This is a genomic window from Arsukibacterium ikkense (assembly GCF_000987775.1).
GTDB lineage: Bacteria > Pseudomonadota > Gammaproteobacteria > Enterobacterales > Alteromonadaceae > Alishewanella > Alishewanella ikkense.
The window spans coordinates 106,561-122,408 of record NZ_LAHO01000013.1; the positions used below are offsets into that span (position 1 = coordinate 106,561).

Consider the following 15,848-nt stretch of genomic DNA (forward strand, 5'->3'; position numbering starts at 1 on the left):
CAATAAAAGTAATCTGGATGTTGTTGTATGCGAGTTGACCCTCGACTTGTAAGGCTGTTTGGCCCTTATCTGCAGTATGTGGTTCTGCTGTTGTTAATGTTATTATTGCTGTCTACCAGCCGGGGCGTTTTGTTTATCTGGCAGTACGACAGAGTCGTCGCTGCCGGCGATACCGCTACCATGCTGCTACAGGGAATAAGAGCCGATCTGATCCTGGCCGGCTTATGGTTAAGTATACCGTTATTGCTGGCGCCGTTGTTGGCCCATCAAGCCAGTTTTACTGTGTGGCGCTACTTTAGCCATGGCTGGGTGTTGCTGGGGCTTTGTCTGGTTATCTTTATTGAAGTATCGACCCCGCAGTTTATTTTGCAGTACGACATCCGGCCGAACCGGCTTTATATTGAATATTTAAAATACCCGAAAGAAGTATTCAGCACCTTATGGCAAGGTTACCGCGCCATGCTATTGGGTGGTGTAGCCGTGACTGCGTTACTGTTGTGGCTGCTAAATCGGGTTTTCATCAGAGTAACAGCAACAGCGCAGCCATACCCGGCTAAAACTTTCTGGTTAAGCTGGCCACTGGTGTTATTACTGGTGTTTGCAGCAGTGCGTTCGACCACTGAACATCGGCCTGCGAATCCGGCGCTGTTTGCGATTACCAGTGATGCACTGGTCAATTCATTAATTATTAACTCCCCGTATTCAGTGCTATATGCACTTTACAGTATGAAGCACGAGGCACGTTCCAGCGAAATTTACGGCAAGCTGGCTGATGATGAGATGCTGAGGCTGGCACTGGATTGGCCCTGGTTAAAGCAAGCCATTTTTCACGATCCTGAATTACCGACTCTGCATCAGCATGAAGCTAGTGTGCAACGTGATAAGCCCTTAAACCTGGTGATTATTCTGCAGGAAAGCTTGGGCGCCACTTTTGTGGCATCACTCGGCGGTGTGCCGGTAACGCCTGAATTGGAAAAACTGAAGCATGACGGCTGGTGGTTTGAGCAAATGTACGCCACCGGCACCCGCTCGGTTCGCGGCATTGAGGCTGTAATATCCGGCTTTATGCCAACACCGGCGCAAAGCGTGGTCAAGCTGTCGTTATCGCAGCAGCACTTTTATACCTTGGGTAGCACGCTAAGCCAACTGGGCTATAACACCAGCTTTATTTATGGTGGTGAGGCACATTTTGACAATATGCGCAGCTTTTTTACCGGCAATGGTATTAACCAGATTATCGATTTACCGCAGATGGCCAACCCGGTTTTTGTTGGTAGTTGGGGCGCCAGTGATGAAGACTTATTCACGGCTGCAGCAAGCCATCTGGCCGATATGCACCAGCAACAAAAACCATTTTTCAGTCTGGTATTTACCTCGTCAAACCATACGCCGTTCGAGTTTCCGGATGGGCGTATCGAGTTGCATGAGCAACCAAAGCAAACCGCCAACAATGCGGTTAAGTATGCTGACTTTGCCTTAGGAAAATTTATTGCTCATGCAAGGCAGCAAGGGTATTGGCAGGACACGCTGTTTCTGATCGTGGCCGATCACGACAACCGGGTATACGGCAGCAATCTGGTACCGGTAGAGAAGTTTCATATTCCCGCGTTGATATTGGGTGCAGATGTGGCACCCAAACGGATTAAGCCGGTCGCCAGCCAGATAGACCTGGCGCCAACCTTATTATCGTTGATGGGCATCAGTGGCCAGACCCCGCTAACCGGCCGCGATTTTAGCAAAGATGACAGCAGCCCGGGGCGTGCCTTAATGCAGTTCGATCAGTATTTTGCCCTGATGGAGCAGCAGCAACTGACCATTTTGCGACCCGGCCAGCCAGCGGTCAGTGCACGTTATCATCTGCAGCAGAAACAGCTGGTGCTGTCGGAGCAGGCGCCGAACGCTGTGCAGGTTAAGCATACATTGGCCCAGGTGTTGTTACCCTCTTATCTGTACCGGCAGCAACAATATCATTTAGCCAGCCAACCGTAGTGGCGCTTAAGGTTTGCTTAAGCAATCAAAGTTAGCCTGCATCACAAAGTATCGGAGGTGTTATGCAGTATCGGTTTGTCAAAACGTTACTGGCCGGGTGTTTGCTCAGTGGTTTGCTATCTGGCAGTGTTGCTGCAACCGAGCTCAGTGATTTAGAAGGCAGCCCGGTTAGCAGTATGCAGCAGCTGCAAGGCAAAGTGGTACTGGTCGATTTCTGGGCATCCTGGTGTGTACCCTGTCGCAGGTCTTTTCCCTGGTTAAACACTATGCAGCAACAGCACGCCGCGGCTGGCTTGCTGGTGCTGGCGGTAAACGAAGATAGCGAGCGCGATGACGCTAACAGGTTTTTACAGCAAGTTCCGGCCCAGTTTGCGGTGCTGTATGACCGTGCTGGCGCGCTGGCCGAGCAATATCAGCTACAGGGAATGCCGAGCAGCTTTCTGATCGACAAAAAAGGCCAAATCCGCTTTCGCCATATTGGTTTTAAACAAGCTGATATTGCTGACTATGAAGCAAAGATCCGCCAGTTACTGGCAGAGGAGTAAGCACAATGAAACCCTGGAATGTCTTTAAAGCATTTACGGCCGTTTTGCTGTTGGTCCAGTTAAGTGCCTGCAGCAGTTTAGGCGTTAAGCCCTGGGAGCGGGGCATACTGGCAAAAGAAGAAATGGCGCTGAGCAGTGCCCCGCTGGATAACCGGCTGGACGATCATATTTACTTCAGCAAAGAAGGCAGCAGCGGTGGCCGTAGTTTTGCCGGTGGAGGTTGCGGATGCAATTAAAACAACTGGCGAATATCAGCGCGGCATTGGCCGCTGCCAGTTGTGCTTTGCTCGGGCAGCCGGCGCAGGCAGGCACCGTGCTGGATGACTGGCAGTTTAACAGTGCCATTTTGCTGTATAACGAAACTGACCGGGTAAGTGCAGGAGAAGCCATTCTGACTGCACGCGCTGATTTTGGTGATGATAAGTATCTGAATCTGGGGCTGGTAGTGGATGCCCTGACCGGCGCATCTGCCACTGGTGCAGTCAGCCAGCCTTATGTGCAAAGTTTTACCCGGCCCTCAGGCCGGGGTAGCTATGATGTAGCGCCGGGCGACACGCCGTTGGATGATACCTTCCATGATACCCGGGTGCAGTTGGATGCCAATTGGGAGCAGCCATTTGCGCAGAACTGGCGGGTAAGCGGCGGTGGCCATGTATCAAAAGAGTATGATTATTTATCGATTAGCCTGAATGGCTCAGTGGCACGGGACTTTAACCAGAAAAATACCACTCTATCGCTTGGTCTGGCCTTAAGCCATGACACTGTATCACCAGAAGGTGGTATAGCTAGCGCATTTGCCCCCATGCTACTGCGTAGTAATTTTGATGATGATGGTAGTTATCAGACGGCGTTTGATGCTACTCGCGACAGAGCAGAGGACACTAAAGATACTGTCGATTTATTACTGGGTTTAACTCAGGTGATAAACCGCAACTGGTTAATGCAGTTTAACTATTCCCTAAGTATGGCCGATGGCTATATGACCGACCCGTTTAAGCTGGTTAGTGTGGTTAACAGTAATGGTGAAGTGCAGCAGAATTTGTATGAAAACCGGCCGGATAAACGAACTAAGCACAGCCTGTATTGGCAAAACAAGTTGCATTTAAGTGGCAGTTATTTAGATGCCTCATACCGCTATATGTGGGACGATTGGGAGCTGACATCGCATACCGCTGATTTAAAGTGGCGCTTGCCCGTGGGAGGCGGCTGGTATGCCGAGCCGCAGTTGCGTTACTACCAGCAAAGTGCCGCTGAGTTTTATATGCCCTTTATGTTGCAAACCGACCCACGGCCCCAGTTTGCCAGTGCTGATTACCGCATTGGAAAAATGAATACCTACACCCTGGGCGCAAAATTTGGCACTAAGTTGGCCGCAGGCAATGAGTTGTCATTTCGGATAGCGCTATACCAGCAGAACCCGCAAAATGATGGTGTAGCCGCGCCAGGAGTATTGGCCGATATTGATCTGTATGAAAAAGTCACTGCCATATCGGCACAGGTAAGTTATTCGTTCTAAGCAGCAATTGGCAGGGAACCCAGATGGTTGATATCACGGTTAGTACTGGTAAAAACTGTGTGGTAGGCCAGTTTCGAGCTATGGCCAGCCCTTGTGAAATATTACTGGAACCGCATGACATGGTGTTGTGCCGGCAGCTCACTGAGCTAGCTGCCGCTGAGGCCGAGCGCATTGAGCAAAAGTACAGCCGCTATCGCAGTGACAGTGTATTAAGTGAGCTCAACCGGCAGGCCGGTAGCTGGCAGACACGGGACGTTGAAACTATGCAGTTGTTGGCTTTCGCCGACAGCTGCTACCAGCTTAGTGCGGGTTTGTTTGATATCAGCAGCGGCATTTTGCGCCGCGCCTGGCAGTTTGATAGCTCGGCCAATATTGCCAGCCAGCAGCAGCTTGATGCGCTGCTGCCCTTTATTGGCTGGCATAAAGTAAAACGCAACGCCAACCGGCTGTGGCTGCCAGCTGGGATGGAGCTGGACCTGGGTGGCATCGCCAAAGAATATGCGGTAGATAAAGTGCTGCAGTTACTCAGCCAGCAGTTTGTTGACGCAGCGATGCCCAGCGTGGTGGTTAATTTTGGCGGCGATATGCGTTGTAGCCGGCCCCGCGATGATGGCAGCTTATGGCGCATAGGCATTGAAAACCCTTCATTGGCAGAACACGCCATATCGGCCGTCGGTTTAAGTAACGGTGCGCTGGCTACCAGTGGTGATAGCCGACGCTTTTTACTGAAAGATGGGGTGCGTTATAGCCATATCCTTAACCCCAAAACCGGCTGGCCCATAACCAACGCCCCGCGTTCAGTAACGGTGGCAGCCCCCAATTGTCTACTGGCGGGGATATTGGCAACTACCGCCTTGTTGCAGGGAGCAGAGGCTGAAATCTTTTTAAAGACACAGCAGCTGCAGTACTGGCTGGTACCCTAAGTTAGCGATCGTGATTAGGTAACTGCGAAGTTTTGACAATACTGCTATCTGCGACATCAGCTGTTATTCTTGCTCTAACTGGCCGTAGTTTTTCACCCAGCACCAGCATGCAGGGCGTTAGAAACAATGTTAGCAAGGTGGCAAAGGTTAAACCGCCGGCAATGGCGCTGGATAACTGAGTCCACCACATGGTGGAAGGGGCGCCGAAACCGAGACTGGGCTCAAGCAGGTTAACGTTAACCGCCAGTACCATCGGCATTAAACCTAAGACGGTGGTAACAGAGGTAAGCAATACCGGGCGTAAGCGTAAACAACCGGTTTCCAGCGCTGCCTCTATTGCGGACATGCCGCTCTGACGCAGCTGGTTAAAGGTGTCGATTAATACAATATTGTTATTGACCACGATACCGGCCAGGCCAATAATTCCCATGCCCACCATCACAATACCAAAGCTCTGGCCGTTGATCAGCAAGCCCAGTAATACGCCGGCCGTGGAAAATACAATAGCTGACAACACCAGCAGGCTTTGATACCAGCTGTTAAATTGCACCAGCAGAATCATCAGCATCAGGAAAATAGCGGTAATAAAGGCGCTGATTAAAAAGCTCATGGCTTCCTGCTGATCAGCACTTTCGCCGGCGGTTTTCACCATAACATTGTCAGGTAGCTGCATATCACTGGCCAGCAGCGCCTGTAAGCGCTCGCTTACCTGCGCCCCGGGCGCTAAATCGCTTTTAATGGTGACCGCCCGGTTGCCATCAATCCGTTTAATCACACTGGTTTTTGGTGCCGGCACCAGGCTGACAAAATTACTCAATGGCACCTGACCGCGCGCGGTTTGAATGGTTAAGCGGCCCAGTTGATCCAGGGATCGCCAGTTTTGCGGAAAGCGCACCCGGATATCCACCTCGTCACTGGCGTATTCCGGCCTAAACTTAGCCAGCAGCAGGCCATTGCTGATCATTTGTACCGCATTGCCAACTGTCAGCACGTCTGCGCCAAAACGGGCCGCTGCGGCGCGGTCCACTTCAATCCGCCATTCAATGCCGGGCAGGCTACGATCATCTTCAATATCGACAAAGCCGCCCAGTTGCTGCATCTGGCGGATGATTTGGCTAACCGCCTGTTCGGTGGCATCGGCTGCCATGCTGCTGATTTGCAGCTCGATCGGTTTGCCGGCTGCCGGGCCTTCCTGCTGCTGGCGGAATTCGAGAATAATGCCGGGAATATCGCTGGTTAGCTGACGCATATCCGCCAGTATTTCAGCTGCTTTGCGCCGTTCAAACCAGTCGATAAACTGAAACTGCAAGGTGCCCACCACATCAGGTGCCAGCTCGCCGCCGGCGCTGGCCAGGGAACGGGCGTACAGTGCTTTGACTTCGGCTAAACCCAGCAGTCGCTGCTCTACTTTTTGCAGCAACGCATCTTTCTCATAAATGGACATATCGCCGCGCGCCCGCAGCCAGACCTGGGCAGATTCCGGCTCAACCGCCGGAAAAAACTCCAGGCCATGGTTAAATTTACTGTAGCCGGCGAAAATCAGTGCCATTGCCGCCAGCATGCCGGCAAAGGTTAGCCCGGGTTTATGCAACAACTTACTAAGCACCCGGCGGTAAGCCTTGCCGGCGCGGCTGACTGCAACCTGATGCGGCGCAGTTTGAGCGCGGCTGATGCCACCCATTACCGGCAGGAAAATCAGCGCCATAAACAGCGATGCCACTAAACAGAGGATCACTGTCGCCGGCAGGTATTTCATAAACTGGCCAACCACGCCGGGCCAGAATAACAGCGGCATAAACACCACGACGGTGGTGGCGGTAGAGGCGGTGATAGGCCAGGCCATACGGCCGGCGGCATTGGCCCAGGCTTGTTTTGGCTTTTGACCTTCGCCCAGGTTGCGGTCGGCCAGTTCACTAACCACTACGGCGCCGTCTACCAGCATGCCAGCCACCAGAATAAGGGCGAACAGCACGATAATATTCATGGTGTAGCCCAGGGCGAAAATCATCAGAATACCAGCAAAGAAGGCGCCTGGAATGGTAATGCCAACCAGCAGCGCCGAGCGCATGCCCATGGTGGCGACAATCAGGATTAATACCAGTACCACCGCAGTTAGCACGTTGTTCAGTAAGTCTGACAACATGTTTTCCACTTCTTTTGACTGGTCCATAATGTAGTTAACGTGCATGCCGGGCGGGAACTGGCTGCTGGCCTGGTCAATTAATGCTTTGGTTTGTTCGATGGTGGAAATAATATTAGCACCGGCACGTTTTTTCACTTCCAGTACTACGGCAGGCTGGCCATTTATGCGGGCAAAGCCAAGCGGATCTTTAAAACTGCGGCTGATGGTGGCAACATCGCCAAAGGTAATAACGGTATCGCCATCGACCTTAATTGGCATCGACAACACGTCGTTTAAATCTTCAATCACCCCGGGTACCTTCATGGCCATCCGGCCGGCGCCAGTATCTAAACTGCCGGCAGCCACCAGCCGGTTATTATTGGACACCAGGCTGAACAGTTGCTGGTAATCCAGGCCATAGCCTTCCAGCACCTGTGGGTCGACCACAATTTCCAGCATATCTTCGCGGTCACCGCCAATGTCCACTTCCAGTACTTCGGGAATGGCTTCAATATTTTCCTGCAACTGGCGGGCGATATATACTAACTGACTTTCAGAGATGGGGCCGGATAAACCCACCGATAACACCGGAAACAGCCCGACATTAATTTCGTTTACCGTGGGCTCATCGGCCTCGCTTGGTAGTTTGGCCCGGGCCGCATCGACTTTTACCCGCACATCAGCCAGCGCTTTATCGGCATTAAAACCGGCATCAAATTCCAGCATTACTGAGGCATGGCCTTCACTGGCGGTGGAGGTCATTTTTTTAATGCCCTCTAACGAGCGCAGCTCGTGCTCCATCGGCCGCACTAATAAACGCTCGCCATCTTCGGGGCTGATACCATCAAGCGACATCGACACATACATCATCGGAATGGCAACATCGGGGTTGGCTTCTTTGGGAATGGTCAGATAGGCGGTTATGCCGGCAATAAATAAGAACAGCAGTAACATTAAACTGGCGCGGCTGCGGCCAATGGCTGCCTGAATAAGGGTATTCATGGCTTGGCTCCAGCCACCCGCACCTTGCTCCCGGGCTTAACAAAGCCGGCGCCCTGAGTAATGATTTGCGACCGCTCGGGCAAGCCGCTGACTCTGGCACCCTCGTTGTCGGCTGCTAAAATCTGCACCGGATAAAACACTACCTGCTGTTGCTCGTCAACCACGGCGATACCCAACTTGCCCTGGTTATCCAGGCTTAACAGCGCTGGTGATACTAAATGGGCCTGGACCGGCGCCAGCTGCACTTCTACCGTGACGCTGCCGCCGGCTATCCGCAGTAAATCAGGGTTAGCTACTGTTACTTCAATATAAAAGCTGCGGGTGGCGGTATCTGCCGCAGAGCTGATAAAGCTGAGGGTGCCGTTCAATGCCCGGCCATCCAGTAATAACAACTTAACATCCTGCCCCGGAGCTAAAGCCGCTACATGTTGCTGCGGGATCTGAGCGGTGACTTTTAACTTATCAATTTGCACCAGTTGCAACAGTTCGCTGCCGGGTTGAACCACATCGCCCACTTCGATATGGCGCCGGTCGACTACCCCGCTAAAGGGGGCGGCCGGCTCCGTTTGGGTCAGGGCCAGCCGAGCCGTTTCCAGCTCTGCTTCGGCCCGGGCCAGCTCACTTTGCAGCCGGGTCAGTTCGGTTTCTGACACAAATTGCGAGTTGCCAAGCTTGCGGGCACTAGCCAGTTCGCTTTGTTTTAAGGTGAGGTTAGCTTTGGCCTGGGCTAACAAGGCGCTGCGGCCCTCATCGGATAAGCGCAGTAATTTGTCGCCTTGCTGCACCTGATCGCCTTGCTGCTTTAACAAGGCGGTTACCGTACCGGCTTGCTGCGATTTAAGGTTAACGCTGCGCCAGGGCAATACCTGACCTTGTGCCACCCGGGTGAGCTGGTAGGGGGCGGCGTCAGACCAGCGGGTTTCTACCAGAGCCAGTTGTTCAGTCGGTGTTTGCTGCGCTGCTGGCGCCTGTTTTTGGGCGCTGTAGTTATCACCACTGAGTAACCACAACAGTAAAGCCACGGCGAGAATAACAGCGATAAGCACAGGAGAGGCAGCCAGCTTTTTCAACATGAGGAGTCCTTGGCAGTAACAAAAAGGCTTTTGATAACGCGATTATTGAAATATACCTACATGGTTGAATGTCAGCAAGTGAAGAACTGTAACCAAATATAGTCAGCTGGTCCTGTGCTATCACCTGTTGGTCGCTATTGGTGTTGTGTTTTGCTGCGGCCAAACCAATTGAGCTGATACTCATAGCGCTCTGCACCATTGAACCAGGCGGGCGAGTGGCAACGTAGTTGCCATTATTTTTTTGATAGTGCAAACCAACAGGATATATCATGGCCAACTTATTTGACCCGTTGCAGCTAGGCGACCTGCAGCTGCCCAACAGAATTATTATGGCGCCTTTAACCCGCTGCCGGGCTTCTGAGGGCCGGGTGCCGAACGATTTAATGGTTGAGTACTACCGGCAGCGGGCCAGTGCCGGCTTAATATTAACCGAAGCAACATCAGTCAGCCCCATGGCAGTAGGCTACCCGGATACCTCTGGGATCTGGTCTGAGCAACAGGTGGCCGGCTGGCAGAAGATCACAGCGGCTGTGCACCAGGCCGGGGGCCGGATTATGCTGCAACTGTGGCATGTGGGCCGGATTTCAGACCCGCATTATTTAAATGGTGAGCTACCTGTTGCACCGAGCGCTATTGCCGCCGACGGCCATGTCAGTTTACTGCGGCCGAAACAGGCTTATGTCACACCAAGGGCACTGGCCACTGCTGAGATTGCCGGCATTGTCGACGCCTTCCGGTTGGGGGCTGAAAATGCTAAAAAAGCCGGTTTTGATGGGGTGGAAATTCATGGTGCTAATGGTTATCTGTTGGACCAGTTTCTGCAGGATGGCAGCAACCAGCGTACAGACCAATACGGCGGCAGCATTGAAAACCGTGCCCGCTTAATGCTGGAAGTGACCGATGCGGTAATATCGGTATGGGGTGCCGGCCGGGTAGGTATGCATCTGGCGCCGCGGGCCGATGCCCACAGCATGGGGGATTCGCAGCGCAGTGATACCTTTGGTTACCTGGTGCAACAACTGGCTAAGCGTAACATTGCTTTTATCTGTGCTCGTGAAGCGCAGGCGGATGACAGCCTGGGGCCGCAACTGAAACAGCTGTTTGGTGGCGTTTATATTGCCAATGAAAAGTTCGATAAAACCAGCGCTAACGCAATAATTGGCAGTGGCAATGCCGATGCTGTTGCCTTTGGCGTACCTTATATCGCGAACCCGGATTTAGTGGCCCGTTTTGCCCGCGATGCTGAGCTAAATACCGCCCGGCCAGAGCTGTTTTATACAGGGGGTGCTGAGGGCTATACTGATTATCCGGCATTGGCTGAATAAATAATGAGTAATAAAGACAATGAATATTAAACGCTGCTTGTTGGCCGCCACCTTATTAACGACGCCCAGCCTGCTGTTTGCGGCAGAACCAGCAAGCGCAGAGTTCTGGCAGAATCTGGCGCAGCATTGTGGCCAGGCTTATGCTGGTAAAAGGGTGATTGCCCGCGATGACAGGCCCGATATGCTGCAGGGTGATGAAACCTTAGTGGTGCATTTTCGACACTGTTCAGACAAATTGCTGGCACTGCCTTTTCATATAGGCAACACGGATGGCAGCTGGGACCGATCCCGCACCTGGCGTTTTACCCGCCAGAGCGCGCAGTTAGAATTGCGACATGACCATCGTTTAGCCAATGGTGAACCGGACCAGAGCAATACGATGTATGGTGGTGTGTCGATTGGCGATGGCAGCGCCAACCAGCAACGTTTTTTATTTACTGAACGCAAGTCAGGCGCAGGTGAAGACTTGGGCTGGCAAATCGAGATAGTACCCGGTGAGCGCTATACCTACGGTACCTTTATGGGTGATCGCTGGAGCTGGCGGGTCGACTTTGATCTTACTAAGCCACTGGCTGAATTACCGCCCGCACCATGGGGCTTTGAATCGGAGTAAACTCTGTATATCAGCATGGCCTGTTTTGCCTGCCAGCGCCAGCAGTTTAATCAGGCGCTGGCGAACTTTAAGCGCGATGCACGATACCAGCAATTACTCAGCAAATATCAGCTACAATCGCGCCAGGTGCAGCAGGCAACGGTTAACCACCAGTAGAGGTGTGGTATGGGCCACCGTCTTTCGCCGTAAAGTGTTTTTCACTGCGACAGCCTAATCTGACCTGTTTACCGGTTAACATACTGAACCAGGGTTCCCCTGCCTGTTTGGCCTGCAACTGAATATCATCGATACCGGCACCGTCTTTTTCACCATTGTCGCCATGGCGGTTTAATACCAGTTCAACATGGCGGCCTTCATTCACCAGTACCAGTGATTCCGGCGCTTCGCGGTGGCCACTTAACGCCACAAACTGTGCCGGGTTTTGCAGGCCACTTTTGCTGCCATCGGCAAAGAACGCCAGCAGGTGCTGAAAGTATACCATGTAGCAGACAACGTCTTTGTGTGAGCCGTCGGCCAGTGGGAAGGTTTTATCCAGAAAGCCTTTCGAGTAATCCATAACCTGCTTAACATGGCGCTCGTTCAGCTGATTAATCACGCTAAGCTCGGTCGCCATCCAGGCAGTTTGGTTTGGCGTGCTAGTGCTGTGGGTTGGGGCCAGTGTAGTCATGTTGTTATCCTCGTTTTTGTCGGGTACTTTTACGTTAAGGTGTTTAACACTCCGGCCCGCAACTCCTGCTGTGCTCGCCACAGCAAGTACTGCAGGCGTCCTGCCTTACGCAAGCCAGCTTACGCTGTTCAAATTCGTTCCTGACGAATTTGTCGCTGCCGCTTGCGCGTTCGCTCAGACACTCTGTGGCTGCGCTATCAGGATTCCGGGCCTTCGTTTCCGTCACGTTCTTTTAGAACGCAGACCAGTTGCTATCGGTTAAAAACTAGTCTAGGCTAAAAATCAGCATAATTTCACAATAAAAATTTTACAGTGTGAATTTTACAAAATGAAAGCAAATAAAAGCCTGCTCAGAAAGTCGCATTTTTTAGGTACTAAAATCAGAAACCTGAGAAAGCGCAATAACTTAACTATGGAAGACTTGTCTACCCGTTGCATCAGGGTGAACCCGGAACAGGCGCCATCGGTGTCCTATCTGTCAATGATCGAGCGCGGCAAACGTACGCCCGGTATAGAAATGCTGGAGGTCATCGCCGAAGTATTTCAAAAAGACCTTGACTGGTTTCTGGATGGTGAAGATGACGGCCAGGACTTAACCCCACAAAAGGGCAGTCGTGGCGGCATCAGCGGTATGGCACTGGAGCCGGGGTTTTTATTCTCCAATGATATTCTGCAAATTGCTATTCCGGAAATGCTGTCGCAAACCGGCACCAGTGGTAAGCAGTTTGCCCAGCTGCTTATTCGGGCGCATCAGGAGCATCACCAAAACCACTTTCCCGAGCTGGAACGCGCCGCCGAAGATGTGGGCCTGAAACGAATGCCACTGAGTGTTGATGAACTGTTAGCCATAGTGCAGCAACTGGGGCTGCAAGTAAGCTGGTTTACCGAGCCACCGAAAGAAATACTGGATGAGCTGGGGGTATTGTCAAAAAATGTCTCTACCTCGTTTTTTACGCCGCCGGCTACCCTGCATTTAAACCGTTTATTACAGCAGTTTCCTACCCGTTTAAAGTATGAGTTGGCTGTGCATATAGGCCATGCGGTGCTGCACAACAAAGATGGCGTGAAAAGCAGCATGACAGTAGGTGGCGCTCATGATGACGACTTGTCGCAATCCACTGCCGTGCAGCCACAGGACATTCTGCATGCCTGGCGTGATTTTGAATCCAGCTTTTTTGCCGGAGCACTGCTGTGCCCCAAACTACCGTTTCGCCAGCTGCTCGACCGTCAGGGGTATGAAATCAGCAGCCATCAGCAGGCAGGCGTATCAGCGTCAGTGGCTATGCGGCGGATGACGGCAGTATCACCCTATACCCATTGGCATTACTTTGACGCCTATACTCCTGGCAAGTTAAAAGCGGTATACCGCGGCAACGGCATTCCGCTGCCATGGGGTAATATGCGCCAGGTGGAAGACCCTTGCCAGCACTGGGCGGTATTCCGGATGTTTGATGTTGAGGGGGTGGCAAGCAGTGCCCAGTTGTCATTGTTGGATGTAAACGGTAAGCCGCGGATTTACTGCTGCGAGTCGACTAAAGTCAGCGACCTGGCAGGTAATAACCATGTATTGTGCGCTGGTATTGATCTTAACCCGGCATTGCTGGCTCAGGGGGTAGATGCCGATGCCATGGCCGGTGAGCTGAAGCAGCTGTGTATAAACAGTGCCGGTGGGGCCAAAGTGCCCAAAGCTATTCAGACCTCGCTGACCAGCGTAGCAAATATTCTGAATATTAACTGGGTAGCGCGCAGCCTGCAAAAGCCGGCGCAGTTAATTTGTGCCCGCGGCAATAGCTGCCCGCGCAGCCCACGCTGCTACGACTGTATCGGCCGCTAGTTTATATATTCTGTTACAACTTGTTGTTGGCAGATATTTGGCTTTAGCTGACGGCAGCGCTACTATAGCGTCGACAACTTAATGTGGCCCGTATTTCAGGAAAACTATAATGAAAAAAATCAGTATGATTGCCGCCAGTGTTGCGCTGGCATTAGGTTTAGCCGCCTGTAGTGAACCCGCTACCAATAAAAGCGCTGAGCCAGTAGCGGCGCAGCAGGCGCCGCGGATATCTGGCGTTGATAGCCAGTACTTTGACCCGGCAGTAAAATTCAGTGAAGACTTCTTTCTGGCTGTCAACGGTAAATGGCTGGCTGAAACAGAAATCCCGGCTGATAAAGCCTCGTACGGCTCTTTCCATATTCTGAATGACAATTCGCAGCAGGCGGTAAAAGCCATTATTGATGAAGTGGCTGCCCGCACCGATTTAAAAGCCGGTTCGGATGAGCAGAAATTAGGACATTTTTATAATAGCTTTATGGATGAAGCAACCATCGAGAAGCTGGGTTTAAGCCCGTTGCAACCGCAGTTAGATGCCATTAGTTCTTTGGAAAGCAAAAGTCAGTTAGCGGCGCTATTTGCCCGATTACAGCGCGATGGTATCAGTATTCCATTTGGTTGGTTTATTAACAACGACGCGAAAAACTCCACCGAGTACGCGGTATATCTGGGGCAGGGTGGTTTAGGTCTGCCGGATCGTGACTACTATTTTAACGATGACGAAAAATCGGTAAAACTGATTGCTGACTATAAAGCCTATTTAACCGATATGTTCAGTATGGCGGGCCATGTTGACGCCCCAGCTGCTGCTGAGCGCGTTTATGCGCTGGAAAAAGCCCTGGCCGAGCACCACTGGACCCGGCTGGACAACCGCAATGCCGATAAAACCTACAACAAAGTGGCCGTTACTGAGCTGAATGCCAGCATGGGTAGCTTTGACTGGCCAACGTTTGCCGACGGCGTAAAATTAGCTGAAGTGAATGACATTATTGTGCGTCAGCCCAGCTACTTTGCAGGCTTTGCCAAGGTGCTGGCGGCGACAGACTTACCAAGCTGGCAGGATTATTTAAGCCTGAAAACCATCCATGGTTATGCCGATAAGCTTAGCAGCAATTTTGCCGATCGCCGTTTTGCATTTTACGGCACCACCTTAAGCGGTACAGAGCAGCAGCAACCCCGCTGGAAGCGCGCAGTTGATGCGTCAGATCAGGTACTGGGCGAGCTGACCGGTAAGCTGTATGTTGAGCGGCACTTTAAACCCGAAGCTAAAGCGCGGATGGAGCAGCTGGTTGCTAATGTGATTAAAGCTTACGAAATTGCTATTAACGAGCTGGAGTGGATGAGCGCAGACACCAAGGTGGCGGCGCAGGAGAAACTCAGCAAGTTTACCCCGAAAATTGGTTATCCTGATAAGTGGAAAGATTACTCGGCACTGGAAATTAAAGCCGATGATTTAGTGGGTAATTTTGTGCGTGCCAGCCACTGGGCATACGACCAGATGGTCGCTAAACTGGGCCAGCCGATTGATAAAGGCGAGTGGTTTATGACCCCGCAAACGGTTAATGCTTATTACAACCCGGTGAACAACGAGATCGTATTCCCGGCCGCTATTCTGCAACCGCCGTTTTTTAATATGGACGCCGACGATGCCGTAAACTACGGTGGTATTGGTGGGGTTATCGGCCATGAAATTGGCCATGGCTTTGACGATCAGGGCGCTAAGTACGATGGCGATGGTAACCTGCGTAACTGGTGGACTGAGCAAGATAAAGCACAGTTTCAGGCGCGTGGTGCCAAGTTAATTGGCCAGTACAACAAGTTTGAGCCACTGCCAGGGGTTAATGTGAACGGTGCGGTAGCACTGGGTGAAAACATTGGTGATTTAGGTGGTATGACGGTAGCACTAAAAGCCTATCAGTTATCGCTGGATGGCAAAGAGGCGCCGGTGATGGATGGTTTTACCGGTGAACAACGGTTCTTTATCAGCTGGGCGCAGGTATGGCGCACCAAGTTCCGCGAAGAAGCACTGCGTCGCCAGTTAAGCACCGGCCCGCACTCACCAGCCCATTACCGGGTAATTGGGGTACTGCCGAATATTCCGGAATTTTATACAGCCTTTGATATTAAAGAAGGCGATGCGATGTATATCGCGCCAGAACAGCGCGTTAAGATCTGGTAACGGTTAATCCATTGGGTAATAAAAATCTGCTACACTGCACAGGCTGAGTAGGTGACTACTCAG

Annotated in this window: 13 protein-coding genes; 10 read left to right on the forward strand and 3 right to left on the reverse strand. The window is 52.0% G+C overall.

The features are described from left to right. The first annotated feature begins 27 nt into the window (after positions 1 to 27). From WG68_RS13630 to WG68_RS13650, 5 genes are all read left to right on the forward strand, one after another. A complete protein-coding gene (locus WG68_RS13630) occupies positions 28 to 1,989 on the forward strand; it encodes an LTA synthase family protein (protein ID WP_046558252.1) in 1,962 nt (653 codons plus the stop codon). A gap of 62 nt (positions 1,990 to 2,051) precedes the next feature. Continuing rightward, a complete protein-coding gene (locus WG68_RS13635) occupies positions 2,052 to 2,534 on the forward strand; it encodes a TlpA family protein disulfide reductase (protein WP_083981893.1) in 483 nt (160 codons plus the stop codon). Between the two features lie 5 nt (positions 2,535 to 2,539). Further along, entirely contained in the window at positions 2,540 to 2,770 is a 231-nt protein-coding gene (locus WG68_RS13640; RefSeq protein ID WP_046558253.1) for a DUF4266 domain-containing protein, read from the forward strand. Beyond that, positions 2,761 to 4,050, forward strand: coding sequence for a DUF3570 domain-containing protein (locus tag WG68_RS13645; protein WP_046558254.1), 1,290 nt, complete (start codon positions 2,761 to 2,763; stop codon positions 4,048 to 4,050). The genes WG68_RS13640 and WG68_RS13645 overlap by 10 nt, the downstream gene beginning before the upstream one ends. A 23-nt stretch (positions 4,051 to 4,073) precedes the next feature. Then, positions 4,074 to 4,973, forward strand: a complete 900-nt coding sequence (locus WG68_RS13650) for an FAD:protein FMN transferase (protein ID WP_046558255.1) — start codon at positions 4,074 to 4,076, stop codon at positions 4,971 to 4,973. Between the two features lies 1 nt (position 4,974). Here WG68_RS13650 and WG68_RS13655 read toward each other — a convergent pair whose 3' ends face one another. Further along, complete coding sequence (locus WG68_RS13655; protein ID WP_046558256.1) at positions 4,975 to 8,097, reverse strand: efflux RND transporter permease subunit; 3,123 nt, start codon at positions 8,095 to 8,097, stop codon at positions 4,975 to 4,977. Then, on the reverse strand, positions 8,094 to 9,170 hold the full coding sequence (locus WG68_RS13660) for an efflux RND transporter periplasmic adaptor subunit (RefSeq protein ID WP_046558257.1): 1,077 nt from the start codon (positions 9,168 to 9,170) through the stop codon (positions 8,094 to 8,096). Before WG68_RS13660 ends, WG68_RS13655 begins: the two co-directional genes overlap by 4 nt. 269 nt (positions 9,171 to 9,439) lie before the next feature. Between WG68_RS13660 and WG68_RS13665 the strand changes: the two genes are divergently transcribed. The 3 genes from WG68_RS13665 to WG68_RS19670 are packed head-to-tail and all read left to right on the forward strand — an operon-like array spanning position 9,440 to position 11,264. Next, positions 9,440 to 10,495 carry an alkene reductase gene (locus WG68_RS13665; RefSeq protein ID WP_046558258.1) on the forward strand — a complete coding sequence of 352 codons (1,056 nt, stop codon included), beginning with the start codon at positions 9,440 to 9,442 and terminating at the stop codon, positions 10,493 to 10,495. Between the two features lie 19 nt (positions 10,496 to 10,514). Further along, positions 10,515 to 11,108, forward strand: coding sequence for a hypothetical protein (locus WG68_RS13670; protein WP_046558259.1), 594 nt, complete (start codon positions 10,515 to 10,517; stop codon positions 11,106 to 11,108). 15 nt (positions 11,109 to 11,123) lie between these two features. After that, positions 11,124 to 11,264 (forward strand): hypothetical protein, encoded by a 141-nt coding sequence (locus tag WG68_RS19670; protein WP_161796372.1) that lies wholly within the window; start codon positions 11,124 to 11,126, stop codon positions 11,262 to 11,264. On the opposite strand, the gene WG68_RS13675 is transcribed toward WG68_RS19670, so the two are convergent. Beyond that, positions 11,251 to 11,775, reverse strand: a complete 525-nt coding sequence (locus tag WG68_RS13675) for an aldolase/citrate lyase/malate synthase family protein (RefSeq protein WP_046558260.1) — start codon at positions 11,773 to 11,775, stop codon at positions 11,251 to 11,253. The two genes, WG68_RS19670 and WG68_RS13675, sit on opposite strands and share 14 nt — an antisense overlap. Positions 11,776 to 12,103: 328 nt before the next feature. Here WG68_RS13675 and WG68_RS13680 point away from each other — a divergent pair, with 328 nt between their 5' ends. Beyond that, positions 12,104 to 13,609: a DUF3612 domain-containing protein gene (locus WG68_RS13680; protein ID WP_046558261.1), complete on the forward strand. Its 1,506-nt coding sequence runs from the start codon at positions 12,104 to 12,106 to the stop codon at positions 13,607 to 13,609. A 109-nt stretch (positions 13,610 to 13,718) separates the two neighbouring features. Continuing rightward, a complete protein-coding gene (locus tag WG68_RS13685) occupies positions 13,719 to 15,785 on the forward strand; it encodes a M13 family metallopeptidase (protein WP_046558262.1) in 2,067 nt (688 codons plus the stop codon). Positions 15,786 to 15,848: the final 63 nt, after the last annotated feature.